22 protein-coding genes and 1 tRNA gene are annotated in these 24,909 nt (G+C 67.9%); 19 read left to right on the top strand and 4 right to left on the bottom strand.

Translation table 11 applies throughout. From position 1 onward, the window contains the following. Positions 1 to 91 precede the first annotated feature (91 nt). Positions 92 to 850 carry a sulfite exporter TauE/SafE family protein gene (locus tag HB662_RS18365; RefSeq protein WP_168051337.1) on the top strand — a complete coding sequence of 253 codons (759 nt, stop codon included), beginning with the start codon at positions 92 to 94 and terminating at the stop codon, positions 848 to 850. 82 nt (positions 851 to 932) lie between these two features. Then, positions 933 to 3,230 carry a calcium-binding protein gene (locus tag HB662_RS18360; protein ID WP_168051335.1) on the top strand — a complete coding sequence of 766 codons (2,298 nt, stop codon included), beginning with the start codon at positions 933 to 935 and terminating at the stop codon, positions 3,228 to 3,230. Here the strand turns inward: HB662_RS18360 and HB662_RS18355 are convergent, their stop codons facing one another. Further along, positions 3,231 to 4,094 (bottom strand): DUF2189 domain-containing protein, encoded by an 864-nt coding sequence (locus tag HB662_RS18355; RefSeq protein WP_245185717.1) that lies wholly within the window; start codon positions 4,092 to 4,094, stop codon positions 3,231 to 3,233. A gap of 98 nt (positions 4,095 to 4,192) precedes the next feature. Between HB662_RS18355 and ccoN the strand changes: the two genes are divergently transcribed. Genes ccoN through HB662_RS18310 form a run of 9 tightly spaced genes read left to right on the top strand, consistent with a single transcriptional unit; the run spans position 4,193 to position 12,197 of the window. Further along, the gene (gene ccoN / locus HB662_RS18350) at positions 4,193 to 5,698 is read left to right on the top strand and encodes a cytochrome-c oxidase, cbb3-type subunit I (RefSeq protein ID WP_168051333.1); all 1,506 of its coding nucleotides are present in this window, start codon (positions 4,193 to 4,195) and stop codon (positions 5,696 to 5,698) included. Between the two features lie 11 nt (positions 5,699 to 5,709). Beyond that, on the top strand, positions 5,710 to 6,438 hold the full coding sequence (ccoO, locus tag HB662_RS18345; protein ID WP_168051331.1) for a cytochrome-c oxidase, cbb3-type subunit II: 729 nt from the start codon (positions 5,710 to 5,712) through the stop codon (positions 6,436 to 6,438). Positions 6,439 to 6,449: 11 nt separating this feature from the next. Next, a complete protein-coding gene (locus HB662_RS18340; protein ID WP_168051329.1) occupies positions 6,450 to 6,617 on the top strand; it encodes a cbb3-type cytochrome oxidase subunit 3 in 168 nt (55 codons plus the stop codon). A gap of 13 nt (positions 6,618 to 6,630) precedes the next feature. Continuing rightward, on the top strand, positions 6,631 to 7,503 hold the full coding sequence (gene ccoP / locus HB662_RS18335; protein ID WP_168051327.1) for a cytochrome-c oxidase, cbb3-type subunit III: 873 nt from the start codon (positions 6,631 to 6,633) through the stop codon (positions 7,501 to 7,503). Positions 7,504 to 7,527: 24 nt separating this feature from the next. Beyond that, entirely contained in the window at positions 7,528 to 9,030 is a 1,503-nt protein-coding gene (ccoG, locus tag HB662_RS18330; protein ID WP_168051325.1) for a cytochrome c oxidase accessory protein CcoG, read from the top strand. Beyond that, a complete protein-coding gene (locus HB662_RS18325; RefSeq protein WP_168051323.1) occupies positions 9,027 to 9,503 on the top strand; it encodes a FixH family protein in 477 nt (158 codons plus the stop codon). The genes ccoG and HB662_RS18325 overlap by 4 nt, the downstream gene beginning before the upstream one ends. Positions 9,504 to 9,532: 29 nt before the next feature. Next, the gene (locus HB662_RS18320) at positions 9,533 to 11,863 is read left to right on the top strand and encodes a heavy metal translocating P-type ATPase (protein ID WP_168051321.1); all 2,331 of its coding nucleotides are present in this window, start codon (positions 9,533 to 9,535) and stop codon (positions 11,861 to 11,863) included. Continuing rightward, positions 11,863 to 12,024 carry a cbb3-type cytochrome oxidase assembly protein CcoS gene (gene ccoS, locus HB662_RS18315; protein WP_168051319.1) on the top strand — a complete coding sequence of 54 codons (162 nt, stop codon included), beginning with the start codon at positions 11,863 to 11,865 and terminating at the stop codon, positions 12,022 to 12,024. The genes HB662_RS18320 and ccoS overlap by 1 nt, the downstream gene beginning before the upstream one ends. After that, on the top strand, positions 12,021 to 12,197 hold the full coding sequence (locus HB662_RS18310) for a hypothetical protein (RefSeq protein WP_168051317.1): 177 nt from the start codon (positions 12,021 to 12,023) through the stop codon (positions 12,195 to 12,197). The genes ccoS and HB662_RS18310 overlap by 4 nt, the downstream gene beginning before the upstream one ends. 7 nt (positions 12,198 to 12,204) lie before the next feature. Here HB662_RS18310 and HB662_RS18305 read toward each other — a convergent pair whose 3' ends face one another. Then, complete coding sequence (locus HB662_RS18305) at positions 12,205 to 12,660, bottom strand: Lrp/AsnC family transcriptional regulator (protein ID WP_168051315.1); 456 nt, start codon at positions 12,658 to 12,660, stop codon at positions 12,205 to 12,207. A gap of 111 nt (positions 12,661 to 12,771) precedes the next feature. Here HB662_RS18305 and HB662_RS18300 point away from each other — a divergent pair, with 111 nt between their 5' ends. The 5 genes from HB662_RS18300 to HB662_RS18280 all read left to right on the top strand — a co-directional run bounded on the left by HB662_RS18300 (position 12,772) and on the right by HB662_RS18280 (position 19,981). After that, on the top strand, positions 12,772 to 16,179 hold the full coding sequence (locus HB662_RS18300; RefSeq protein ID WP_168051313.1) for an indolepyruvate ferredoxin oxidoreductase family protein: 3,408 nt from the start codon (positions 12,772 to 12,774) through the stop codon (positions 16,177 to 16,179). Between the two features lie 21 nt (positions 16,180 to 16,200). Next, positions 16,201 to 17,355: an acyl-CoA dehydrogenase family protein gene (locus HB662_RS18295; protein WP_168051311.1), complete on the top strand. Its 1,155-nt coding sequence runs from the start codon at positions 16,201 to 16,203 to the stop codon at positions 17,353 to 17,355. Between the two features lie 56 nt (positions 17,356 to 17,411). After that, positions 17,412 to 17,747 (top strand): hypothetical protein, encoded by a 336-nt coding sequence (locus HB662_RS18290; protein ID WP_168051309.1) that lies wholly within the window; start codon positions 17,412 to 17,414, stop codon positions 17,745 to 17,747. Positions 17,748 to 17,827: 80 nt separating this feature from the next. Then, entirely contained in the window at positions 17,828 to 19,228 is a 1,401-nt protein-coding gene (locus HB662_RS18285) for a M20/M25/M40 family metallo-hydrolase (RefSeq protein WP_168051307.1), read from the top strand. An 84-nt stretch (positions 19,229 to 19,312) separates the two neighbouring features. Then, positions 19,313 to 19,981, top strand: a complete 669-nt coding sequence (locus tag HB662_RS18280; RefSeq protein ID WP_168051305.1) for an EF-hand domain-containing protein — start codon at positions 19,313 to 19,315, stop codon at positions 19,979 to 19,981. A 69-nt stretch (positions 19,982 to 20,050) separates the two neighbouring features. Here the strand turns inward: HB662_RS18280 and HB662_RS18275 are convergent. After that, positions 20,051 to 20,125, bottom strand: a tRNA-Val gene (locus HB662_RS18275). 84 nt (positions 20,126 to 20,209) lie between these two features. On the opposite strand from HB662_RS18275, the gene HB662_RS18270 reads away from it, so the two are divergent. After that, complete coding sequence (locus tag HB662_RS18270; RefSeq protein ID WP_168051303.1) at positions 20,210 to 21,019, top strand: DUF3108 domain-containing protein; 810 nt, start codon at positions 20,210 to 20,212, stop codon at positions 21,017 to 21,019. Here the strand turns inward: HB662_RS18270 and HB662_RS18265 are convergent. Further along, positions 20,993 to 21,643: an HAD-IA family hydrolase gene (locus HB662_RS18265; protein WP_168051301.1), complete on the bottom strand. Its 651-nt coding sequence runs from the start codon at positions 21,641 to 21,643 to the stop codon at positions 20,993 to 20,995. The genes HB662_RS18270 and HB662_RS18265 overlap by 27 nt on opposite strands. Positions 21,644 to 21,757: 114 nt before the next feature. Here HB662_RS18265 and glmU point away from each other — a divergent pair, with 114 nt between their 5' ends. Together glmU and glmS are read left to right on the top strand one after the other, a co-directional pair. Then, positions 21,758 to 23,068, top strand: a complete 1,311-nt coding sequence (gene glmU / locus HB662_RS18260; RefSeq protein WP_168051299.1) for a bifunctional UDP-N-acetylglucosamine diphosphorylase/glucosamine-1-phosphate N-acetyltransferase GlmU — start codon at positions 21,758 to 21,760, stop codon at positions 23,066 to 23,068. After that, positions 23,068 to 24,891 carry a glutamine--fructose-6-phosphate transaminase (isomerizing) gene (gene glmS / locus HB662_RS18255; protein ID WP_168051297.1) on the top strand — a complete coding sequence of 608 codons (1,824 nt, stop codon included), beginning with the start codon at positions 23,068 to 23,070 and terminating at the stop codon, positions 24,889 to 24,891. The genes glmU and glmS overlap by 1 nt, the downstream gene beginning before the upstream one ends. The last annotated feature ends 18 nt before the right edge of the window (positions 24,892 to 24,909 follow it).

The raw sequence follows: 24,909 nt of genomic DNA, 5'->3' as shown, positions 1-24,909 counted from the left end.
CAGGCGTAGTTCTTAATTTCTACCTCATCTTTGCTGCGATCTGATTGACCTGCCGCAAGATGGGTACGAGGCCGTGGGGGTAGCGTGTGCCATGCTCGCGAACTGCCTCCATGATCTGACCGCGCTTGGTGCTGGTGCCCTGGCGTCGGTCGCGCTGGCCATGCTGCTTGCCGGGCTGGCGGGTGGCGTGACGCATTGTGCCGGAATGTGCGCGCCTTTCGTGCTGGCGCAGGCAGGCAATGTCGCCGGACGGGTCGGGCCCGGTACTCTCTCCAGGTTGGCGGGTGCGGCGCTGCTCCCCTATCACCTGGGCCGGATCGTCGGTTATGCCGCGCTGGGTGCCGTGGCCGGGTCCAGCGCGGGGGTGGTCAGCCAGGTGACCGGCCTGCGCCAGATTCTGGCGGCGCTTCTGCTACTGGCGGCCTTGTTGATGGCCCGACAGGCTTTGGCGCGCCTGATTCCCCCGCGATACCGGGTATGGCCGTGGCAGCGCCTGTCATCGGGCGGCGTTGGATCCGCCTACCCGGGCTTCCTGCTGCGCCCCATCAGCAGCCTGCTTGCCAACCCCGGTGGCTGGAACGGGTTCGGCCTGGGGCTGCTGCTATCGGCGCTGCCTTGTGGCCTGCTCTACGCCGCACTGGCCGCCTCGGCCGCGACCGGGAGCGCATTGGCGGGTGCCTTGGCCATGCTCGCCTTCTCGCTGGGCACCATACCTGCCCTTATCGGCGTGGCGCTGCTCGGCCGATTGTTCCTGCGGCGATCGGGACCGATGACCCAGTTGGTTGGCGGCGTTCTGTTCCTGGTCAATGCTGCGCTTCTGGGAACCATGGCGGTGCGCCTGGTGGCCTGAGCGACAGTCGAATCGTCGCCACGTTGACGCGATCTCAACCAGGAATGCCCCTTCTATCGCGGCACCAGGATGGGGCCCATGAATGTCCACGTCGTTTGTCGGTACGGTACCCGACACGATCTATGAGAACGCGATCCGCGGAGACTGGGTCGCCTACCTCACCTTCGTCCCGGCGATAACCTCCGCGGCACTTTCCGGCCGCGATGCGCGCCATTTCGTCTCCACCTTCAGCACTGGCAGCCGCCTGATGACGATCAGGCCCATGCAGGCGTTCGACTCCGAGCACTGGGGAGACGATTGGCAATTCACCTTCGGCCTCAGCGCCAGGACGTCGTCAGGCTGGGGAGCACTGCCGAATAGCTTCACCGTGCGGCTCCTGGGGGTCGATGACGCCCCGCCGCAGGATCTGGTCTTTGCATCGGGCGGTGTCGTGCTGGCCAACGACGTCGGCGCACCGATCGGCACCCTGTCCGCAACGGACCCGGACACCGATGGGCCGCTCGAGTACAGCGTCGCGTGGCCGGATTCGGCCTGGTTCGAGATTGTGGACCGCGAATTGCGCCTGCGGCCGGGCGTGGACCTGACGGGACTGGGCGGCACGGTGCGCGAGGTGATGATCGAGGTTTCGGACGGCCGGAACCTGGCCAGCTTCAGCATCCCTGTGACCGTTCTGGCGCCAGGCCCACCCTCTCCCTTCGCCGTGCAGGACGGCTCACTCCTGGCTGATACCCTGCTGGGCGCCGCCGCCCCCGACGCGCTGATTGGCCATGCGGGAGACGATCATCTCTCAGGCCTCGCGGGTGCGGACAGCCTCCTCGGCGGTGCGGGCGGTGACACGCTGCGTGGCGATGCAGACGCGGACACGGTCCGCGGCGGCGACGGTGTCGACCGGATATTCGGCGGCGATGGGGCGGACAGCCTGTTTGGTGATGCCGGTGACGACTTGCTGGACGGAGGAGAAGGGATTGATCGCCTTGTGGGAGGCGATGGTGCCGATACGCTGGATGGCGGAGGCGCCGGCGGTAACCGCCTGATCGGCGGCGCGGGCAACGATATCTACCTGCTTCGGAGCCAGACGGACACTTGGCTCGAACTGGCGGCGGGAGGCATCGATGAGTTGGTGACCGGTTGGACGATGACGCTTCCTGAGCATTTCGAAAGGCTCAGGTTGAGATCCGGTGCCGGTGATGTTTCCGCATTCGGAAGCGTGGGCAACGACACCCTGTACGGCAATGAAGCGCGCAATACGCTCTCGGGCGGCATCGGCGATGACCTGCTTGATGCGGGCGCAGGCGCGGATTCGCTCGTGGGTGGTGCCGGGGCGGACACAATCCTGGCGGGGGAGGGCGCCGACACGGCGTTCGGCGGTGCCGGCAACGACCGGAGCCTTGGTGGTGCCGGTGATGACATGCTGCTCGGTGATGAGGGCAACGACACGGCCGTGGGCGCGGAGGGCGACGATCTGCTGCTGGGTGGAAGTGGTGCGGATTCGCTGGATGGAGGCGACGGCGATGATCTGCTGGCGGGCGGCGCTGAAAACGACCGGTTGATGGGGCAGGCCGGCGTGGATCTGCTGGCTGGCGGTTCCGGTCACGACACGCTGGACGGCGGCGTTGGCGATGACGTGCTGGTCGGCGGCGATGGCGACGACCTGCTGCAGGGTGGCGATGGCAGCGACAGGCTGGACGGAGGTGTAGGGGCGGACACGCTCGATGGCGGTGGCGGCTCCGACCGTTTGCAGGCCGGCGACGGCGACGACCTGCTGCGCGCCGGCCTCGGTGCGGGCGACGTGCTGCGTGGCGGGGGCGGCGCCGATACGCTGGATGGGACTGCCGCGGATCGGCTGGTCGGGTGGTTCTTCGGTGGCACCGGCGACGACCTCTATCTCTTGGATGGGCGCGACGATCAGGTGTTTGAGGAGCTCGGCGCAGGCACCGACACCATATGGGCGGTTCTGCCCAGCGGCGGCTACACCCTGCCGCCGAATCTCGAACACCTCGTCCTGCTGGGAGCCGCTGTTTCCGGGTTCGGCAACAGCCTGGCCAATCGGATAACCGGCAACACCCTCGGAAATCTGCTGCTCGGTGGCGCGGGCGCGGACTCCCTGCGGGGAGGTCTGGGTGACGATACGCTAGGCGGCGGCGCCGGCCCCGACAGGTTCCTGCTGGATGCCGATGGCGGCATCGACACCGTGCTGGACTTTACGCCCGGCCAGGACCGCCTGGTGGTACCAGCCAGCACCTATGCATCGTCCTTGGCCGTTATTGCAGCGCTCCTCGGTATTTCCTCTGGCACGCTCCTGCCACTCGGTAATGGCGGACTGGTGCTGGTAGGCCTGGCGCCCTGGCAACTGAGCGCGAGCGATATCGACCTGTTCTGATCAGCGCAGCAGGTCGCGATAGGCGTGCCAGGTGGCGTGGCCGATCAGCGGCAGCACAAGCGCAAGCCCCAGGAAGAAGGGTACCAGGGCCATCGCCGTGAAGACCACGATCAGCCCGGCCCAGAGCGCCATGGCTCGCCAGTTGATGATAGTAGCGCGGATCGAGGTCAGGATCGCCTCGATGACCGAGATGTCGCGGTCCACCATCATCGGGATGGAGATCACGGAAATCGAGAAGGCGATCATGGCCAGGATGAATCCAAGGCCAGTCCCGATGACCAGGAATGGCAGCAGCATGTCTGACCGCAGCATCGCCATGGGCAATGTCTCAATGGCTGGCGAGAAGCCCAGGCCGAAGAATACCGCAAAAAGCAGGCCGGCCGTGCGGATCCAGAACAGATGCAGCAACAGCAGCACTACGCCCATCAGCGCCAACTGTGCGCCGTTGCGGCGGAAGCCCTGCATGCACAGAAGAAGGGAGACCGGTTCCCCGCGCTCACGCCGGCGGCTCGCTTCGTAGAGCCCTGCCGCCAGCAACGGGGCGACCAGGAAGAAGCCCGAGGTGGCAGGCAAAACAGCCCAGGCGACTCCGGCCCGAAGCAGGATGGCGCTCAGCAGCCATCCGGCGACGACCAGGCCAGCGCCATAGAAGAACCCTACATGCGGCATGGCCATGAGATCCTTCCAGCCCGCCGCGATCCAGACCCATGGCCGGTCAGGCGGCACCTCATGGATGGAGGGCGGGGGGCGGATCGACGGCGAGGGCTGAATTGCCATCGGTTCGGCGGCGTCCTGCATGCGGCTTACCCTGGCTTCCTGGCGTTGATCCCGGCCGAAGATTACCGGCCCGAGGCTGCCGCTCAATTGATCCGCATCAAGGACGCCGCGATCAATAGGCAGTCATCTGCACTCTCCACACCGCCCAGATCGCGACCCCGGTGTGAGCAGGGGAGAGTTTTGCCATGGCTGCAGCAGGCTACGCCGCCAACCCAGCCCTATCGGCTGCGGTTACGCGGCCCGAGCCGTATGTGGAGGCACCGATCAGGGCCTTCGCGATCGCGACTGTCTTCTGGGGCGTGGTCGGCTTCCTGGTCGGAGTCGTCATCGCATCGCAGCTGGCTTGGCCACTGCTGAACCTCGATCTCGAATGGACGACCTTCGGCCGCCTGCGGCCCGTGCATACCTCCGCCGTGATCTTCGCCTTTGGCGGCAATGCGCTGATCTGCACCAGCCTGTATGTGGTGCAGCGAACCTGCCGCGCCCGCCTGTTCGGCGGCGAGCCAATGGGCTGGTTCCTGTTCTGGGGATACCAGTTCTTTATCGTCGCGGCCGCACTCGGCTACGTCTTTGGCGTGACGCAGGGGAAAGAATACGCCGAGCCTGAGTGGTTCGTGGACCTGTGGCTGACCGTGGTGTGGGTGCACTACCTGGTCGCATTCGGCGGCACGATCCTGCGGCGGGAAGAGCCGCACATCTACGTGGCGAACTGGTTCTATCTCGCCTTCATCATCACCGTCGCGATGCTGCACATCGTCAATAACCTGGCGCTGCCGATCACGCTCGGCCATGGCAAGAGTTATGGCCTGGCAGCCGGCGTGCAGGATGCGATGATCCAGTGGTGGTATGGCCACAATGCCGTCGGGTTCTTCCTGACCGCAGGCTTCCTGGGCATGATGTACTACTTCATCCCGAAGCAGGCGGAACGGCCGGTCTATTCCTACCGTCTGTCGATCGTACATTTCTGGTCGCTGATCTTCCTCTACATCTGGGCGGGTCCACACCACCTTCACTACACGGCGTTGCCTGACTGGGCGCAGACGCTGGGCATGGTGTTCTCGGTGATGCTGTGGATGCCGTCCTGGGGCGGGATGATCAACGGCCTGATGACGCTTTCGGGTGCCTGGGACAAGCTTCGCACGGACCCAGGCCTGCGCTTCTCCGTCACCGCCGTCGGCTTCTACGGCATGTCCACCTTCGAGGGCCCGGTGATGTCGATCAAGGCGGTCAACGCCCTGTCGCACTACACCGACTGGACCATCGGCCATGTGCATTCCGGCGCCATGGGCTGGGTCGGCTTCATCACCTTCGGCGCGCTGTACTGGCTGTATCCGAAGCTGTGGGGAAAGCGTGCGCTCTACAGCCAGAAGCTGGTGTCGTGGCACTTCTGGATCGCGACGCTCGGCATCGTCCTCTACATCACCGCGATGTGGGTCTCCGGCATTCTGCAGGGCCTGATGTGGCGCGCCTATGACGAGCTGGGCTTCCTGCAATACGCCTTCATCGAAAGCGTGGCAGCGATGCACCCCTACTACGTAATCCGTATGATGGGCGGCGTGCTGTACCTGAGCGGCGCACTGATCATGGTCTTCAACCTGTGGAAGACCGTGACGAGCGACGAATTGGCCGATGAGGTTCCGGCACCGGTGCCGGCCGGCATCGCCGCTCCCGTTCCCGCACCTGCCGAATAAGGACGCCTGTCATGCGCTGGTTCAATCACGGCATCATCGAGAAGAACCTGGTCCTGATGGGCGTGCTGACGCTCATCACGGTCTCTATCGGCGGGCTGGCCCAGATCGTGCCGCTGTTCACCGTGGAGAGCACGATCGAACGTGTTGAGGGGGTGCGTCCCTACACGCCGCTCGAACTCGCCGGCCGCAACATCTATGTGCGGGAGGGCTGCTACCTCTGCCACAGCCAGATGGTGCGGCCCTTCCGCGACGAGCTCGAGCGCTACGGTGCCTACTCGCTGGCTGCGGAGAGCATGTACGACCATCCCTTCCAGTGGGGGTCGAAGCGCACCGGGCCAGACCTTGCGCGTGTCGGCGGGCGGTACTCGGATGACTGGCACGCTGCACATCTCCGTAGCCCGCGCGCGGTGGTGCCGGAGAGCGTGATGCCGCCCTACGCCTTCCTGGACCGGCTGCTGAACATGGGCGACATCGCCGACCATCTGCGCGCGCAGGCCGCGGTTGGTGTGCCCTACACCGCGGAGATGATCGCCAATGCCCGTGCCGACCTGGTGGCGCAGGCCAGGCCAGACCTGGACGGGGCCAACTTCTCCGCACGCTACGCCCGCGCCCGTCAGGGCACTTTCGACGGCAACGCCGCGGTGGTGACGGAGATGGACGCGCTGGTTGCCTATCTGCAGATGCTCGGCACGCTGGTTCGCTTCAGCGACGTGACGCCCGAGCAGGTGCGGCAGCAGTAGGAGGCACGGACATGGACCTCGTCGCCCTTCAGCCACTTTTCTCCACCCTCTGGGTGGTCTGGTTCTTCGTTCTCTTCATCGGAATCCTGATCCGCGTCCTGGCGCCCGCGCGAAAGCGCGAGTTCGAACAGGCGGGGGACATCCCCTTCCGTGAAGACGTCTCCGATCGCCGGCACTGAGGAGTCCCGTCGCATGCCTACCAAGATCGAGAAGGACAGCCTCACCGGCACGGATACCACCGGGCATGAGTGGGACGGTCTGCGCGAACTGAACACGCCGCTGCCGAAGTGGTGGCTCTACACCTTCTATGCCTGCATCGTCTTCGCCGCGGTCTATGTCGTCGTCTACCCGGCCTTCCCCTTTCAGGGCGCGACGGGCCTGACCGGCTGGATCGCGCGAGAGGCGGTGGTGGACGATACCCGTAATGCACAGGCGCGGATGGCGCCCATGATGACCCGCATCCGCGAGGCGACGCCGCAGCAGATTGCGGATGATCCGGAGCTGCGCGGCTTCGCCATTGCCGGCGGTCGCATCGCCTTCGCCAACAACTGCGCCGGCTGCCATGGCGCAGGCGGCCAGGGCGCGGTGGGTGGCTTCCCGTCCTTGGCCGACGATGACTGGATTTGGGGCGGCCAGCACGAGGCAATCCGCGCGACGATCACCCACGGTGTCCGGGCCGGCGAAAGCGACGAGGAGCGCATCAGCATGATGCCGCGCTTCCTGGCTGACGGCGTACTGACGCTGCCGCAGGTCAGGGACACGGCGGAATATGTCCTGTCGCTTGCTGGCCAGGCAACCGACGTGGCTGCGGCGGGGCGGGGGGCTGAGTTGTTCACCGAGAACTGCGCCGCGTGCCATGGCGAGCGAGGTGAGGGTAATCGGGACGTCGGGGCGCCGCGGCTGTCTGACCGCATCTGGCTGTATGGCGGCGACAAGGCCTCGATCGTGCAGACCATCGCGTATAGCCGCGCAGGCGTCATGCCTGCCTGGGGTCCGCGGCTCGATCCGGCGATCATCAACATGCTGACCGTCTACGTGCATGCGCTGGGCGGTGGCGAGAACTGAAAGGCAGGGCCCGAGGGCTGAATCATGAGCACCATCCAGCCGAAAGACCGACTGCGTCCCGCGGGAGCCCCGACGCCCGCAGTGCAGCCGCTCTATGCCGATCGTCAGAAGGTGTACCCGAAGGCCGTGGCCGGGCCGGTACGCCGGGCGAAGTGGGTGGTGCTCGCGCTGTGCCTGGCAGCTTATTACATCGTGCCATGGCTCAGGTGGGACCGCGGCCCGGGTGCCGCCGACCAGGCGGTGCTGGTCGATATCGCCAATGGCCGTCTATTCTTCTTCTTCATCGAGATATGGCCGCAGGAGGTCTACTTCCTGACAGGGCTTCTCGTGCTCGGCGCAATCGGGCTCTTCGTCGCGACCAGTCTTTTCGGCCGGGTCTGGTGCGGCTTTGCCTGTCCGCAGACGGTCTGGACCGACCTGTTCATGTGGGTCGAGCGGCAGATACAGGGCGATCGGAACGAGCGTATGCGCCTGGATAAGGCGCCCTGGTCGCCGTCAAAGATCCGCAAGAAGGTGCTCACGCATGCGGCGTGGCTACTGATCGCGGCCGCAACCGGCGGCGCCTGGATCATGTATTTCAACGATGCGCCGACCGTGACGTGGGAGGTGCTTACCGGTCGTGCCTCGCTGGAGGTGTACTTCTTCTTCGCCCTGTTCTCCGGCACCACTTATCTGCTGGCGGGCTGGGCGCGGGAGCAGGTCTGCACCTACATGTGCCCCTGGCCAAGGTTCCAGGCGGCGATGCTGGACGAGAATTCGCTGGTCGTGACCTATCGCGAATGGCGCGGTGAGCCGCGAGGAAAGTGGAAGGAAGAAGGTATCGGCGATTGCGTCGACTGCCGTGCCTGCGTCAATGTCTGCCCGACCGGCATCGACATACGTGACGGGCAGCAGTTGGAGTGCATCGGATGCGGGCTGTGCATCGATGCCTGCGACGACATCATGACCCGACTGGAGCGACCCAAAGGCCTGGTTGCCTTTGAGACGCTGGCGAATCTCGCGGCCTCCACCGCGGCGGCCAAAGCCGTCCCGCCTGGCGCGCCGCGCCTCGCCGCCGGCATGGCCGCCCGGCGCGTACCGCGCTTCATCCGACCCCGCACAGTCTTGTACGCCGCACTGCTCGGCGCGGTTGCCGCTGTAATGCTCGGTGCATTCCTGCTGCGTGAGGCAGTGACGCTCTCGGTGCTGCGGGACCGAGCGCCTCTTTTCGTGACGCTGTCCGACGGATCCATCCGCAACGGCTACACCCTGAAGATCGCCAACAAGGGCCGAGAGGTGACGACGTTGGTCCTCGAGATCGTGGCGCCTCAGGCTTTGCACATGCAGGTGCAGGAAGGCCAGGTGATGGACGGCAACCGCTTCGCGGTGACCACGCGGCCGGACGGGATCACGCAATGGCGCGTCCTGGTGACCCAGCCGGATAGCTCGCCCCGCCACGAATCGATCGACATAACCTTCCGGCTGCATGATTCGGACGGGCGCATCGCAGCCTCCGCGCACAGCGTCTTCCTGGGACCGAAGCCATGAGCCACGCGATGCCTTCCGATCCGCGCCGCAGCCGCTGGATCCCCTGGGTCTTCGTCGGCGGCATGCTGCTGGTCGTTGTCGTGAATGGCGGGCTGATCTTTGCTGCCCTGTCCACCTTCACCGGCGTGACCGTCGGCAAATCCTTCGATCGCGGCCGCAGCTACAACCACGTTCTTCAAGAAGCGGCACGTCAGCAGGCGCTGGGCTGGGAGGCGCAGGTGAAGCTGGAAGGCGGGCTCGTTTCCGTCGTGGTGGTTGATCGTCAGGGCCAACCCGTGGCTGGCGTGCTGCAGGGCCATCTGCAGAGGCCGCTGGAGGGGTCGCAGGTGCCGCTGTCGTTCCGGCAGACTGGGCCGGGCCGGTTCGAGGCCCCTGCTGCGCTGCCGTTGCCCGGCCAGTGGGAGGCTCGGCTGCTGCTCCGCGATGCAGCGGGAGACGCCTTCGACATCCGCCGGCGGCTGATCGCGTCGTGACCAACGAGCCGGCGCTGCGGGAGCGATTCGTGCCGGACCAGATCAACCTCTCCCGCGGACACTGCGCCCATTGCGGCACGACGCTTGCGCCGGGACAGGGCGCTTTCTGCTGTACCGGTTGCAGCGGCGCGCACGCATTGGTGCGCGGGCTGGGTCTGGATGCCTTTTACCGGCGGCAGGAGACTGCGGCCGGCACCTTGCGGCCGCCCGAGGCGCCGCCGAGCTTCGACGCCGCCGCCATGGCTGTTCCGGATGCGGAGGGCATGCACCGGCTCGAATTGATGGTCAGCGGCCTGACCTGTGGTGCCTGCGTCTGGCTGGTCGAACAGGCTTTGGCAGCCGAGCCGGACGTGCAGCGTGCCCGCGCAAGCCTCTCCGCCCGCAGGTTGACCATCGTCTGGCGCGGAGGTGCCGAGAGGGCCCGCGACTTGGCAGCGCTGGTTGCCAAGCTGGGCTTCCGCGTCGCGCCCTGGTCCCCGGCCTGCCTACGCGCCAACGAGGACGCGGAGGGCCAGGCTCTGTTGCGAGCACTGGGCATTGCGGCCTTCGGATCCATGAACGTGATGCTCGTATCCGTCGCCGTCTGGGTCGGCGGCGACATGGGCGAACAGACGCGCGCGCTGATGCATTGGCTCGCCGCCCTGATCGGGCTGCCGACCGTGCTGGTGGGTGGCATGCCGTTCTACCGGTCCGCTTGGCAGGCGTTGCGCGCTGGTCGTGCCAACATGGATCTTGCCGTCTCGCTCGGCGTGATCGCCACCACGGCGATGAGCCTGAGCGAGGCCTTCCGCAACGGCCCCTACACCTGGTTCGACAGCGCCACCGCGCTGCTGGCCCTTCTGTTGGCGGGCCGCGTGCTGGACCGTCGCATGCGGCGGCGTGCAAGGCAGGCGGTGGCGGAACTGCTTGCGCTGCAGGACGGCTCGGTTGCGCTGATCTGCGCAGACGGAACGACGCGGTCCGTTCCCGCCGAGAGTATCCGCGCCGGCGACCTGGTGCTGATCGCCTCGGGCGACCGGCTGCGGCTGGATGGCGTCGCCGCGGAGGACGTCGTCCTCGACCTCGGCGCGACCACCGGTGAATCGGTGCCCAGGCAGGTTCCAGCCGGGGAGCCGCTGGCAGCCGGGTCGGTGAATATGGGGCCGAGCTTCCGCATGCGCGTGTCGGCGGCAGTGCGGGATGGCTCCCTGGCTGCACTGGGGCGCTTGCTTGAGCGGGCGGAGCAGGGGCGCGGACGCTTCGTATCCATCGCGGATCGTGCGGCGCGCTACTACGTCCCGATCGTGCACGTGGTTGCTGCCGCGACCTTCCTTGGCTGGTGGCTCGGCGTTGGGGTGACGTGGCAGCAGGCGCTGGTGCCTGCGGTTGCCGCGCTGATCGTGACCTGCCCCTGCGGACTGGCGATCGCGGTGCCGGCCGTCCAGGTAGCCGCCGTGGGTGCGCTGTTCCGCCGCGGTGTTCTTGTGGCATCGCCCACCGCGCTGGAGCGCCTGGCGAGTGCCAACCACGCCGTGCTCGACAAGACGGGCACCCTGTCCGAGGGGCATCCGGAACTGCTGCCGGATGAGGCGGTGACGCCAGAGGCGCTGCGGCTCGCAGCCTCCCTGGCGCGCGCCAGCCGGCACCCGTTGTCCCAGGCCCTGGTCCGAGCCTGCCCGGATGCGCCTGCACTGGACTCCGTCATTGAGGTGCCGGGATATGGCCTGCAGCGGGGCGACCTGCTGCTGGGCAGCGCGGCGTTCTGTGGCGTCACGGAGGCGGCCGATTCCGGAATGAGCCTGTACCTCCGCCAGCACGGCCAGGAACCTGTCGTGTTTCGGTTCAGCGACCGTCTGCGTGCAGATGCGGCCGAGGTGGTCGCGGCGCTGCAGGACAAGGGGCTGGAGACGGAGCTTCTGTCAGGTGACGCCATCTCGGCGGTCGAGGCTGCGGCCCTGGCTACCGGCATCGGCCCCTGGCAGGCACGTGCGACACCCGCCGACAAGGCAAAGCGGATTGGCGCACTGCTCGCCGCAGGAGCGAAGCCGCTGATGATCGGCGACGGCATCAACGATGCGGCGGCACTCGCCATGGCGCATGTGTCGGCCAGCCCGGCCAATGGCACGGACATTGCCCAGGCGGCCTCTGACATCGTGCTGCGGGGCAACGGCCTCGCGGCTCTGCCATACGCGATCACCGTGGCAAGGCGGGCGCAGAAATTGGCGCTCCAGAACATCGGCTTCAGCCTGATCTACAACGTGGTCGCGGTGCCGGCTGCGGTGTTCGGCTTTGTCACGCCCCTGATTGCGGCGCTGGTGATGGCCAGCAGTTCGATCATTGTCATCCTGAACGCGTTGCGCGCCGGGAAGGAGGTTGCCTGATGAATGCCCTGATCCTGCTGGTGCCGATGGCGCTGCTGCTTGGCCTTCTTGGCTTAGCGCTGTTCCTGTGGACCCTGCGGGCACGCCAGTACGATGACCTCGACGGCGCCGCTTCCCGCATCCTGTTCGACGACCTGCCAAAGAAGGACTTGCCGCAATGATCTACTTCATCGCCCTCTCGGCCATCATCTCCCTCATCGGCCTTGCCGCGGCAGCGGCTGCGCAGGAAACCAGCCTGTCCGTCTTCGGGCTCGCCCTGTTCGCCTTCGGGGTGCTGTTCGCGCTGCTGCAGGTCAAGCAGCATTTTGACGCGAAGGACGCCGCCCGCCACTGAGCCTGTTTTATCCAGGCACCGGGGAAAGTTCCTGCTTCAGGCGGCGCAGCGCGAAGCTGCTCCGCGTGTGGCGGATGCCGGGCAGGCGGTAAAGGCGGTCGCGCAGCAGGCGTTCGTAGCCAAGCGTGCCGCCCACCGCCGCCTTGATCATGTAGTCGTACTCGCCCGTTACCAGATGGCACTCCAGCACTTCCGGAATGGCCTGCACCGCCTCCTCGAAGCGGCGCAGGCTGTCCTCGTCGTGCCGCTCCATCATCACCTCGATAAACACGGTGTCAGGCAGGCCGAGCGCGGCCTGGTCGAGGATGGCCGCGTAGCCCTTGATGACTCCGGCCTGCTCCATGCGGCGCACGCGCGTCCAGCAGGGGGAGGCTGAAAGCCCGACTTCCTCGGCCAGTTCGGCGTTGGTCAGCCTCCCCTTGCGCGCCAGCGCCCGGAGGATCCGTCTGTCGATCGCGTCCATGGCGGTAGTTTCTGCTGATTCTTCGGCGCTGCACAACAGAATTCGGAAAAGATCCCTTGTGCAACGGGGGCATCCTTTCCAAGGTCTGAAACCTGCAGCGGGAGAGTTCGCATGGGCAGCCTGAAGCGCCCTGAAGCCAGCCTGGAGGATCGCTGGAACCTGGCCGGGGAGCCTGTGGTGCTCACCGGTATCCAGGCGCTGGTCCGCCTGCCGCTGCTGCGGCGGGAGATCGACCAGGCGCTCGGCTGGAACACCGCAGGCTTCATCAGCGGCTACCGCGGCTCGCCACTCGGCGGCTACGATCTGGAGCTGGCCCGGCAGTCGGCGCGACTGAAGGACTCGCACATCGTCTTCCAGCCCGGTCTGAACGAGGATCTGGCGGCGACCGCCATCTGGGGATCGCAGCAGCTCGGCCTCTCGCCCGGCGCGCGGTACGATGGCGTGTTCGGGATCTGGTACGGCAAGGGGCCGGGGCTGGACCGCAGTGGGGACGTTCTGCGCCATGCCAATTCTGCCGGCAGCGCCCCGCGGGGCGGCGTCCTGGCGCTGTCCGGCGACGACCCGTCCGCGAAATCCTCCACTGTCACCTCCGGCTGCGAGTTCAGTTTCCAGGACCTCGAAATCCCGCTGCTCGACCCGGGTGAGGTCGCGGAGGTGCTGGAATTCGGCCTGAAGGGCATCGCACTGTCACGCTTCGCCGGCACCTGGACCGGGTTGAAATGCGTGGCCGAGACCATGGATGCCAGCCAGACGCTGCGCATCGACCTGGCGCGCTATGCGACGAGGCTGCCGGAGGATGTGGTCCTGCCGCCGGATGGCCTGTCCATCCGCCTGCCGGATGCCGCCCTGGCCCAGGAACGGCGGCTGCGCCAGTACAAGCTGCCGGCCGTGCTGGCCTTCGCGCGCGCCAATGGCTTCGACCGCATCGTGATGGACAGCCCGCAGGCGCGGCTGGGCATCGCGGTGCGCGGCAAGGCCTTCGCGACATTGCGCCAGGTGCTCGCCGAATGCGGCATCACGCCGGAGATGGCGCGCCGGCACGGGCTGCGGATCTGGAAGGTGGGCCTGGCCTGGCCGCTGGATGCCGAGGCTGCGCGCAGCTTCGCCCGGGGTCTGAAGGAGATCCTGGTGGTGGAGGACCGCCGCGCCTTCCTCGAGACGCAGCTGCGCGATGCGCTGTATGGTACCACGCAGCCGCCGCGTATCCTGGGCAAGCGGGACGCGGCCGGCGCGCCCCTGCTGTCGGATCTGGCGGAGCTGGATGGTGGGCAGATCCTGCGCGCGCTCGCGCCCCTGCTGCCCGAGGCACTGCGGACGGAGGCGCTGGCCGCCCGGCTGCGGGAATTGCAGGAGCTGGACGGCCTGGCGGCGGAACCGCTGGCGGCGCGCGATCCCTTCTTCTGTCCCGGCTGCCCGCACAACACCTCCACCCGCGTTCCCGAAGGCTCGCGCGCGCTGGCCGGCATCGGCTGCCACTGGCTGGTCACCAAGATGCCGGAGCGGGAGAGCCTGCCCTTTACGCAAATGGGCGGGGAAGGCGTGCCCTGGCTGGGCCAGATGGCCTTCACCGACACGCCGCACATCTACGCCAATATCGGCGACGGCACCTGGGCCCATTCCGGCAGCCTGGCGCTGCGCGCGGCGGTGGCGGCCCGCGCCAACATCACCTTCAAGGTACTGGTGAATTCGGCCGTCGCCATGACCGGTGGGCAGCATGTGGAAGGCGAGTTCACCGTGCCCCGCATCGCCGCCCAGCTTCGCGCGGAGGGTGTGGAGCGGATCGAGATCGTGGCCGATGACCCCGACCGGCATCGCGGGGATCCGATGCTGCCCGCCGGGGTGGGTTTCCATCACCGCAGCGCGCTGGACCAGGTGCAGCGCAGCCTGCGGGAGCATCCGGGCGTCAGCGGCCTGATCTACGACCAGGAATGCGCCACGGAACGCCGCCGCAAGCGCAAGCGCGGCACGGCGCCGCGGGCCGAGCGGCGCGCCATGATCAATCCGCGCGTCTGCGAGGATTGCGGCGAATGCTCGCGCGTCTCGAACTGCATCGCGGTGGAGCCGCTGGCGACGGAATGGGGCCGCAAGCGCCGCATCGACCAGTCCGCCTGCAACCAGGATCTGTCCTGCGTCGAGGCCTTCTGCCCCTCCTTCGTCACCCTGGTCGGCGCCGAGCCGGCGCGTCCCAGGCCCGTGGCGGTGCCGGAGGCCGAGCTTGCCGACCCTGTCCTGCCTGCGCTGGTGGACGGGACCGCCTGGAACATCCTGGTGGCGGGCGTCGGGGGGCAGGGCGTGACGGCGCTGGGAGCCATCCTGGCGATGGCGGCGCATCTGGACGGCAGGCCCTCGCGCTCCGTCGATACGCTCGGCTTCGCGCAGAAGGGTGGCGGGGTTTTCGTGCAGTTGCGGGTTGGGGCCGTCGGTCTGGACGAGGCGAGCATTCCGGCCCCCCGTATCGGTGCTGGCCAGGCGGATCTGCTGCTCGCATCCGACATGGTGGTGGCGCATGGGCGCAATGCGCGGCCGATGCTGGGACCGGCGCGTACCGCTGCCGTGGTAAATGCGGATGTCTCGCCCACGGCGCAATTCGTGCGGGATCCCTCCACGCGCTACGCGCCGGAGGCGATGCTGGCCAACCTGGCTTCTGTCTGTCGCGATCTGGTCGCGGTGCCGGCAGCGTCGGAGGTTGTGGCGGAGCTGGGCGACGCAATCTTCCTCAACATCTGGCTGATGGGGTTGGCCTTCCAGCGCGGCCTGTTGCCGATCAGCGCCGACGCCTTGCGGCAGGCGATCACGCTGAATGGCGCCCAGGTGGATCGCAACCTGGCGGCCTTCGCGCTCGGCCGGCAGGCGGCCTTGGCGGATCAACGTGTGCAACCGGCGCAGCCGGAGAGCCTGGACGTGCTGATTGCACGCCGCGTCGATGATCTGACCGGCTATCAGAATGCCCGCTACGCCCGGCGCTACGCGGATTTCGTGGCGACGGTGCGCCAGGCGGAGCAGATGGCGCTGCCCGGCGAGCAGCGCCTGGCCACCGCCGTGGCCGTGCAGCTGCACCGGCTCATGGCATTCAAGGATGAGTACGAGGTTGCGCGCCTGCACAGCCTGCCCGAATGGCGCGACAGCCTGGCCTCCGCCTTCGCCGGCACGCCGCGCGTCGAAATGAACCTGGCGCCGCCGCTGCTGTCACGCGTCGATTCGGCGACAGGCCTGCCGCGCAAGCGTCGCTTCGGGCCCTGGATGCTGCAGGCGATGGGGCTGCTGCGCCATGGCAAGGCGCTGCGCTTCACGCCCCTCGATCCCTTCGGACACACCGGGGAACGCCGCATGGAACGCGCCCTGATCGAAGAGTATCGCGGGATGATCGAGACGCTGCTGCCGCGCCTCGACCCGAACAACCACGCGACGATCTGCGAATTGGCCGAAGCGGCCGCCGGCATCAAGGGCTTCGGGCCGATCAAGGCGCGGAACCTGGCGCAGGTCCGGCAGCGCTGGCAGGAGATTTCGGCGCGCCTATAGTCGCCGCGGGAGGATTGGCTGATGTCCCACGAGGCCGCAGGCTTCGAATTGCCCGAGGCAACCCTTGCGCTGCGCGATACCGCGCTGACGTTCGCGCGCGAACGCCTGGCACCCCAGGCGCTGGACTGGGACGCGCGCCGGCACTTCCCGGTCGATGTGCTGCGCGAGGCAGCCGGCCTAGGCATGGCAGCGCTGTATGTGCGGGAGGAAAGCGGCGGCGCTGGGCTGACGCGGCTCGACGCGGCGGTGGTGTTCGAGGCGCTGGCAACGGGCTGCCCGACCATCTCTGCCTTCCTGTCCATCCACAACATGGTCGCCTGGATGGTGGACCGCTACGGCACGTCCGCCCAGCGCGAGGCTTGGCTGCCGCGGCTGATCCCGATGGAGACGATCGCGAGCTACTGCCTGACCGAACCCGGCGCCGGCAGCGACGCGGCTGCGCTGTCGACGCGTGGGGTCCGGGACAACGCCGGCTATGTCCTCGATGGCGTCAAGCAGTTCATCAGCGGCGCCGGCGTCTCTGATCTGTACCTGACGATGGTCCGCACCGGGGTGCCAGGGGCAAGCGGGGTCTCGGCCCTGCTTGTGCCCAAGGACACGCCAGGCCTGAGCTTCGGCCCGAACGAGCGAAAGATGGGCTGGAATGCCCAGCCGACGCGCCAGGTGATCTTCGAGGCGGCGCGGGTGCCGGCGGAGGCGTTGCTCGGGGCGGAAGGGGAGGGCTTCCGCATTGCGATGAGCGGGCTGGACGGTGGCCGGCTGAACATTGGAGCCTGCAGCCTGGGCGGCGCTCAGGCGGCGCTGGATGCGGCCATCGCCTACGCCCGTGACCGCCGGGCCTTCGGCAAGGCGGTGGTCGATTTCCAGGCGACGCAGTTCCGCCTGGCCGACATGGCGACGGAGCTCGAAGCCGCGCGCACGCTGCTGTGGCGGGCCTGTGCCAAGCTGGAGACTGGGGCGCCGGATGCGGCAGCCTTCTGCGCCATGGCGAAGCGCCTTGCCACCGATACCGGGTCGCGCGTGGCGGATGAGGCGCTGCAGCTTCTCGGCGGCTATGGCTACCTGGCCGACTATGGCATCGAGAAGATCGTGCGGGACCTGCGCGTGCACCGGATCCTGGAGGGCACGAACGAGATCATGCGGGTGATCATCGCGCGCCAACTGCTCGGGCGCTGATCTTCCGGCGCAGAATAGAGGCGACGTCGCATTGCGGGAGAGGTTACAAGGGCCTTATGCCGCGCGCCATCCTAGCCCTGATCCTGGCCTTGCAGATGCTGATGCTGCCCGCGGGCCGGGTGCAGGCGCAGACCCTGCAGAGCCTCGTCGTGGGTGCGGATGTGGCGGTGGTCGTGCCGCCGCGTGGCGCGGCGGTCCTGCGGCCCCTGGTGTCGCCCGCTGCCTCTGCCGTCGAAATCTCCTCTCTCCCGATGACCGCGGGTGCCGCCGCAGGAACCGGCCTCGCTGCCGGGGCGCTGCCTTTCCTGCTGCCGATAGCCGCAGCGGTGGCGCTGGGCGGCGGCCTGCCGGGCTCCGGCGGCTCCGGCACCGCGCCAGCCTCCACGCGATAGAAGCGCGATCCGCCCCGGTTGGACAGGCGGTGTGCGCTGCGCCATGTTTCGCTGCACGGGAATTGGGGATCGTGGGGCAGATGAGCACGCGTGAGGGCGCTGTCGGGCGCGCTATGGCTTTTTTCGACGATGGCGGCTTCGAGCGGTTGCTCTCCGACCTGGTCGCTGTGCCTTCGACCTCGCAGGAGGAAGCCGGCGCGCCGGCGCTGGCTGCCTATCTCGGGGAGGCGATGCAGCCTTGGCTGGAGCGGCTGGGCTTCGAAGTGTCGATATCGCCCAACCCGCTGCCGGGGTTTGGCCCCATTCTCAGCGCGATCCGTATCGAGGATCCGGCGCGACCCACGGTGCTGCTGTATGGCCATGGCGACACGGTCCGCGGCCTGGAGGATCAGTGGCGCGCGGGGCTTTCGCCCTGGAAGCTGACGCGGGAAGACGGCCGCTGGTACGGCCGCGGCACCGCCGACAACAAGGGGCAGCACGCTCTCAATCTTGCCGCATTGGAAGCGGTGCTGGCGGAGCGCGGCGGACGGCTGGGTGCCAATGTGAAGCTGGTGATCGAGACGGCGGAGGAGCGTGGTTCGCGGGGCCTGCGGGAATTCATCGCCATGCATGCCAAGGAACTTGCTGCAGACGCATTGATTGCATCCGATGGGCCGCGGGTGGAGCCGGAGGTGCCGACGATCGCCACCGGCACGCGCGGTACCTACCATTTCGACCTGGTGGTGAAGTTGCGCGAGGGTGGCGTGCATTCGGGCCATTGGGGTGGGCTGACCACGGACCCGGCCATCCTTCTTGCTCACGCCCTGTCCACCATCATGGATCGCGACGGCAAGATCCTGGTGCGTGACTGGTTGCCGCGGCAGGGCGTGCCGCCGCGTGTGAAGGCCGTGCTCGAAGGCTGCCCAGTTGGTGGCGGTGACGGCGCCGCGACGATCGACCCGCAATGGGGTGAACCCGGCTTGACCTCCGCCGAGAAGATCTACGGCTGGAACAGCTTCATCGTCCTTGCCATGGTGTCCGGCCGGCCGGAGAATCCGGTGAATGCCGTGGCGCCGGATGCACGGGCGCATTGCCAGATCCGCTACACGGTTGATGCCGAGCCCGATCGCTTCGAGGCCGCGCTGCGGGCACATCTGGATGCGCATCGGCTGGAGGATGTGCGGATCGAGAACGCCTTCATCCGGATGCCTGCCAGCCGTACGGCACCCGATCATCCCTGGGTGGGCTGGGCGCAGGCGTCTGTCGCACGGACGCTCAATAAGCGAGTGCAGATCATCCCCAGCAGTTCGGGCGGCCTGCCGGGCGATGTTTTCGTCGACCACCTCGGCGTGCCGCTCGTCTGGATTCCCCACAGCTACAACGGCTGCAAGCAGCACGGGCCTGACGAGCACCTGCTGATCTCGGCAGCGCGCGAGGGCATCGCCAGCTTTGCGGGCCTGTGGTGGGATTTAGGCGAACCGGGAACTCCCGAACGCGGCTGATTTGAGCCGCCACGCGGTCTCATCGAGCTTGCTACGGGGCGTTACGCTTCCTCACGCGATGCCCCCCGCTTCGACACGCGCCTGTTGCAGGCACGCCCCATCTTTCTCCTGCCGCCGGTGTTGGGCCGGCCAAAGGAGATGAAGATGAAGTCCATGAGGATCGCCATTCTCGCCGGTGCCGCACTGGCCGTTGTCGCGGGTGCGCTGCCGGCCATCGCCCAGCCCGGCCCCGGGCCGGGCAACGGGGGCCGCGGCTTCGCCATGGGTGAGGCTTTCGCCCGCGCCGATTCGAACGGTGACAGCCGCGTCAGCCGCGACGAGGGATGGGCCTGGCTCCAGGCGCGTTTCCAGGAGGTCGATGCCGACCGTGATGGCGGCGTGACCGTTGAGGAGATGCGCGCCTTCGCGGAGACCCAGATGGGCAGCCGCGGCAGGGCGGGTGCTGCCGATCGCCGCGCCGGCCGCGGCATGGAGCGTCATGGCCAGGGTATGTTCCGCGCTCTCGACGCGAACAGCGACGGCAAGGTGAATCTGGAGGAAATCCGGCCCTTCGCCGAAGCGATGTTCCGCGCACGTGACGTGAACAGCGATGGTGCGCTGACTCGGGAGGAGGTCCGTCCCCGCCATCGCGGTCCGCGGCACGGCCAGCACCACAACCGGGGTGCCGGCGAACGTGGTGCCGGTGAACGCGGTGCCGGTGAACGTGGCCCTGCCGAGCAAGGCAACTCTCCGTCCGCCGCGCCGGCGAACTGAGCAGCGGAAGTGTTCGGGGGGGCATCGGCCCCTCCGGCATTCCGCGACGATCTTGTATGAGAGCCAGGATGGTGGGCGCGGTAGGGATTGAACCTACGACCCCCGCCGTGTGAAGGCGATGCTCTCCCGCTGAGCTACGCGCCCATCCTGGGGTGCGGGGGATAATGCCAGGGACGGGGTGTGTCAAGCGGGGCGCCGGGTCCTTGGAAAGCGCAGCACCCGGACGATATGACGGACATGCGCCATTGCTCCTGGTTCCTCGCTGGCCTGCTTGGCCTGACGCTTGTGCCGCGCGGCGCGGCGGCGGAATCCATTCGCGCCATCTACGATGTCTATGCCGCGGGCATGACCGTGCTGCAGATGGAGGCGGATTTCGAGATCAACCAGGCCGGCTACCGTATCGAGACCCGGATGCGGACCCGAGGCGTCGCTGCAGCCTTTATCTCAGGCGAGCAGGTGGCCAGCGCAACCGGGTCCTGGGGCCGCGGCAGCGCGCTGCCGTCCAGCTATCGCTCGCAGGGGGTATGGCGGGGGAAGGACCGGCTGGTGGTCCTAGGCTGGTCGGGCGGGAACCCGGTTGTCGAGGCGCTGGTCCCCCCCAATGACGAGGAGCGGGAAGCGGTGCCGGTCGAGGTGCGGCGCGGCACGATCGATGCGCTGTCGGCGATGGCACTGCTGTCCCGCATCGTGGCCGGGAGTGGTGCCTGCGAAGGACAGGCGCCAGTCTACGACGGAAGGCGTCGGAGTGACTTCGCGATCTCGACCTATGGACGAGAGTTGATCCGCCCCTGGCGCGCCGCCTGGCATGGCGAGGCGCTGCGCTGCAGCTTTGAGGGACGGCTGGTGGCTGGCTTCATGCGCGACCAGCCTCGCGATCAGGCTGCTGCGCCACAGCGCGGCACGGCCTGGATTGCCGCACCCTTTGCCGGCGCGCCGCCAATCCCGGTGAGGATCGAGATGCCGAGCCGCTGGTTCGGAACCGCGACGGCGGTCCTGCTACGGGCCGAGGCCTCAGCCGTCGCGCAGCGTCGCCAATAGCGCCGGCAACTCGGCTGGAGTAATGGCGATTGGCGCGCCCGCCGCCATGGCAACGGGTCCGTAGCCCCATCCAGCGAAGATCGGGCGTACGCCGGCCCCCTTCGCCGCCGCCATGTCGTTGTGATGGTCGCCGATCATCACCGCGCGCTCCGCCTTGCCACCAGCATCGCGCAAGGTGGCAAGCAGGTGGGCGGGGTCTGGCTTGCGGGTCGGGTAGGAGTCACCGCCGCCGATGGCGGCGAAGCCATCCGCCAGGCCGAGTTCCCGCAACAACGTGATCGCTGGCGCAACCGGCTTGTTGGTGCAAACGGCAAGGCGCCATCCGTCCTGGAGCAGGGCCTCCAGCGTATCCCGGATGCCGGCGAAGGGGGCGGTCTCCACTGCGGCATGCGCGCCGTAGTCTTCGAGAAAGTGGTCCAGCGCAGGCTGGTCGAAGGGCAGGCCGCGCGCTGCCAGCGCCCGTTCCACCAGCACCTTGGCGCCATCGCCTATCATTGCGACCACCTCCGCTCGTGCGAAGCCGGGCAGGTCCCGCGTCGCCATCAGGCGATCCAGGGCGGCGTGAAGGTCTGGCGCGCTGTCCACCAGCGTGCCATCGAGGTCGAAGACGGCGATCGGATGCATGGCCCCCGATAAGCCTGCGCGCCGGCACCGGCAAGCCGTCGTCGTTACGCCGCGCAACGGGACGTGACCAGCGCCACCTTGCGGCGCGATGCGAGGTCGGATTACCGGGGGGGCATGAACATTGCCGCCGTCATCCTCGCTGCCGGGCTCGGGACCCGCATGCGGTCCCGCCTTCCCAAGGCCCTGCACCCGATCGCGGCCCGCCCGATGCTGCAACACATCCTGTCCGCGGCGACGGAGGTCTTCGACCGGGCCGTGGTCGTGATCGGGCCGGAGATGCCTGAATTGCAGCGCGCAGCTGATCCACATCCGGTGGTTGTGCAGGCGGAGCGGCTGGGCACTGGCCATGCGGCCCTCCAGGCAGCATCGCTGCTGGAGGATTTTGCCGGCGATGTGGCGGTGCTCTACGCCGACAACCCGCTCATCACGCCGGATACCCTGCGCCGGCTGGCCGCGGCGCGCGGAAGTGCGGGGTTGGCGCTGGTCGCCATGCGGCCCGCCGAGCCCGGGCGCTATGGCCGCGTGCTGACCAATGCGGCGGGGGAGGTGGAGCGGGTCGTCGAATGGGCGGACGCGACGGCGGAGGAGCGCGCCGTCGGGTTGTGCAATGCCGGGGTGATCTGCGCGCCGGCCGCCGACCTGTTCGGCTGGCTGCGCGCGATCCGCAACGAAAACGCCAAGGGCGAGTACTACCTGACCGACATCGTCGCCCTGGCGCGGCAGGCGGGTCAGCGTGTGGTGGCGATCGAGGCGCCGGAGGCCGAGCTTCGCGGCATCAACAGCCGGGTCGAGCTTGCCGCCGCCGAGGCCGCGGTGCAGGCCCGTCTGCGACTTGCAGCGATGGAAGCCGGCGCCACGCTGATCCAACCCGAAAGCGTCACCTTCGCCTTCGACACGCGGCTCGGGCAGGATGTCACCATAGGTCCAAACGTGGTCTTCGGCCCCGATGTGCTGTTGGAGGATGGGGTGGAAATCCGCGCCTTCAGCCATCTGGAGGGCTGCGTCGTCCGGTCCGGCGCCGTGATCGGCCCCTTTGCCCGGCTGCGCCCTGGCACGCGGGTCGAACGGCACGCGCATGTCGGCAATTTCGTCGAACTGAAGGCCGCGGTGCTGGGAGAAGGCGCCAAGGCGAACCATCTGAGCTACCTCGGCGACGCGGAGATTGGCGCCGGAGCGAATATCGGCGCCGGCACCATCACCTGCAATTACGACGGCGTGAACAAGCACCGGACCCAGATCGGCGCCGGCGCCTTCATCGGATCGGATACGGCGCTTGTGGCGCCGGTGCGGGTGGGCGCGCGAGCGCTGGTCGCCGCCGGCAGCGTGATCACTGAGGATGTGCCGGACGATGCGATGGCCATCGCGCGCGGGCGGCAGGCGAATAAGGCTGGGCGTGGCTTTCGCGGAAAGGGAGTGAAGGCCTGATGTGCGGCATTGTCGGAGTCGTGGGTCGCGAGGCGGCAGCGCCGCGCCTGCTGGAGGCGCTGCGACGCCTGGAATATCGCGGCTATGACAGCGCAGGCGTGGCAACGCTGGTCAATGGCCACATCGATCGGCGGCGGGCCGAAGGCAAGCTGATCAACCTTGCGGAGGTGCTGGAGCGTACGCCGCTGTCCGGCACGACTGGCATCGGCCACACCCGCTGGGCAACGCATGGCGCGCCGGTGGAACGCAACGCGCACCCGCACGGCACGCCGCGCGTGAGCGTGGTGCATAACGGCATCATCGAGAACCACGCGGAACTGCGCGCGGAGCTGGAGGCGAAGGGCCAGGAATTCGAGACGGAGACGGATACCGAGACTTTCGCGCGGCTGGTGGATTGGCACCTGCAGCAGGGCGCGACGCCGGCGCAGGCGGCGGCCGCGGCGCTGCGCCGCGTGCATGGCGCTTTCGCCCTGGCCATGATGTTCGCCGGCCACCCACGCATGCTGATCGCGGCCAGGCAAGGCGCGCCGTTGGCAATCGGCTACGGCGATGGCGAGATGTTCGTGGGTTCCGACGCGCTGGCCCTGGCGCCGCTGACGCGCCGCATCGCTTATCTGGAAGAAGGTGACTGGGCCGTCGTCTCCGACAGCGACGCCGTCTTCCATGATTCATCGGATCAACCGGTGGCGCGGGCCATCCGGCTGACGTCGGTCTCCGGCGCCGCGGTTGGCAAGGGCAATTTCCGGCACTTCATGGAGAAGGAGCTGCACGAGCACCCAGCCGTCCTCGGCGACACGCTGCAGCAGTATCTGGACCCCGCGACCCGTGCCGTGGCTCTGCCACCGCTGCCCTTCGATCCCGCCACCGTGCCACGCCTGACCATGTCCGCCTGCGGCAGCGCCTTCCTGGCGGCGCAGGTCGGGCGGTACTGGATCGAACAGCTCGCCCGTATCCCGGTCGATGCCGATGTCGCGAGCGAGCTACGTTATCGGGAGCCACCGCTGGCCGAAGGGGGGGGGGCGATCCTGGTCTCGCAATCCGGTGAGACGGCGGACACCATGGCGGCGCTCCGCCTGCTGCAGCAGGGCGGGCAGAAGGTGCTCTCGGTGGTGAATGTGCCGGAAAGCAGCATGGCGCGCGAAAGCGACGGCGCGCTGCTGACCGTGGCGGGGCCCGAGATCGGCGTGGCTTCGACCAAGGCCTTCACGGCGCAGCTTGCGCTGCTGGCTTGCCTGGCCATCGGCTTCGGCCGCGCCCGCGGCACGCTGGATGAGGCGACTGCGCGGCTGCTGGCCTCGACGCTGACCGAAGTGCCTGGCCATGCCGCGCTGATCCTGGAGAAGGATGCGGAGATCCGCGCGATGGCGGCGGAAGTGGCGAAGGCGCGGGACGTGCTGTTCCTCGGCCGCGGCGCGCTGATGCCGATCGCCATGGAGGGCGCGCTGAAGCTGAAGGAACTGTCCTACATCCATGCCGAGGGCTACCCGGCCGGCGAGATGAAACACGGCCCCATTGCGCTGATCGACACGGCCGTGCCCGTGATTGCGCTTTGCCCCAGCGGGCCGCTGTTCGAGAAGACGGCGTCGAACCTCCAGGAAGCGGCGGCCCGCGGCGGGCGGATCATGGCCTTCACGGATGCGGTGGGCGCCAAGGCCTTGCGTGGCTTCGCCGAACGGGTGATCGAGTTGCCGACGGTGCACCCCTTCGCCGCGCCGATCCTGCACGCCATTCCGGTGCAGGTGCTGGCCTATCATGTCGCGGTGCTGAAGGGGACGGATGTGGACCAGCCGCGCAACCTGGCCAAGAGCGTGACGGTCGAGTGAAGTTGCTCGGCCCCTGAC

Source organism: Falsiroseomonas frigidaquae (genome assembly GCF_012163145.1).
GTDB classification, from domain to species: Bacteria; Pseudomonadota; Alphaproteobacteria; order Acetobacterales; family Acetobacteraceae; genus Falsiroseomonas; species Falsiroseomonas frigidaquae.
This window is presented reverse-complemented; position numbering and strand designations above follow the sequence as displayed.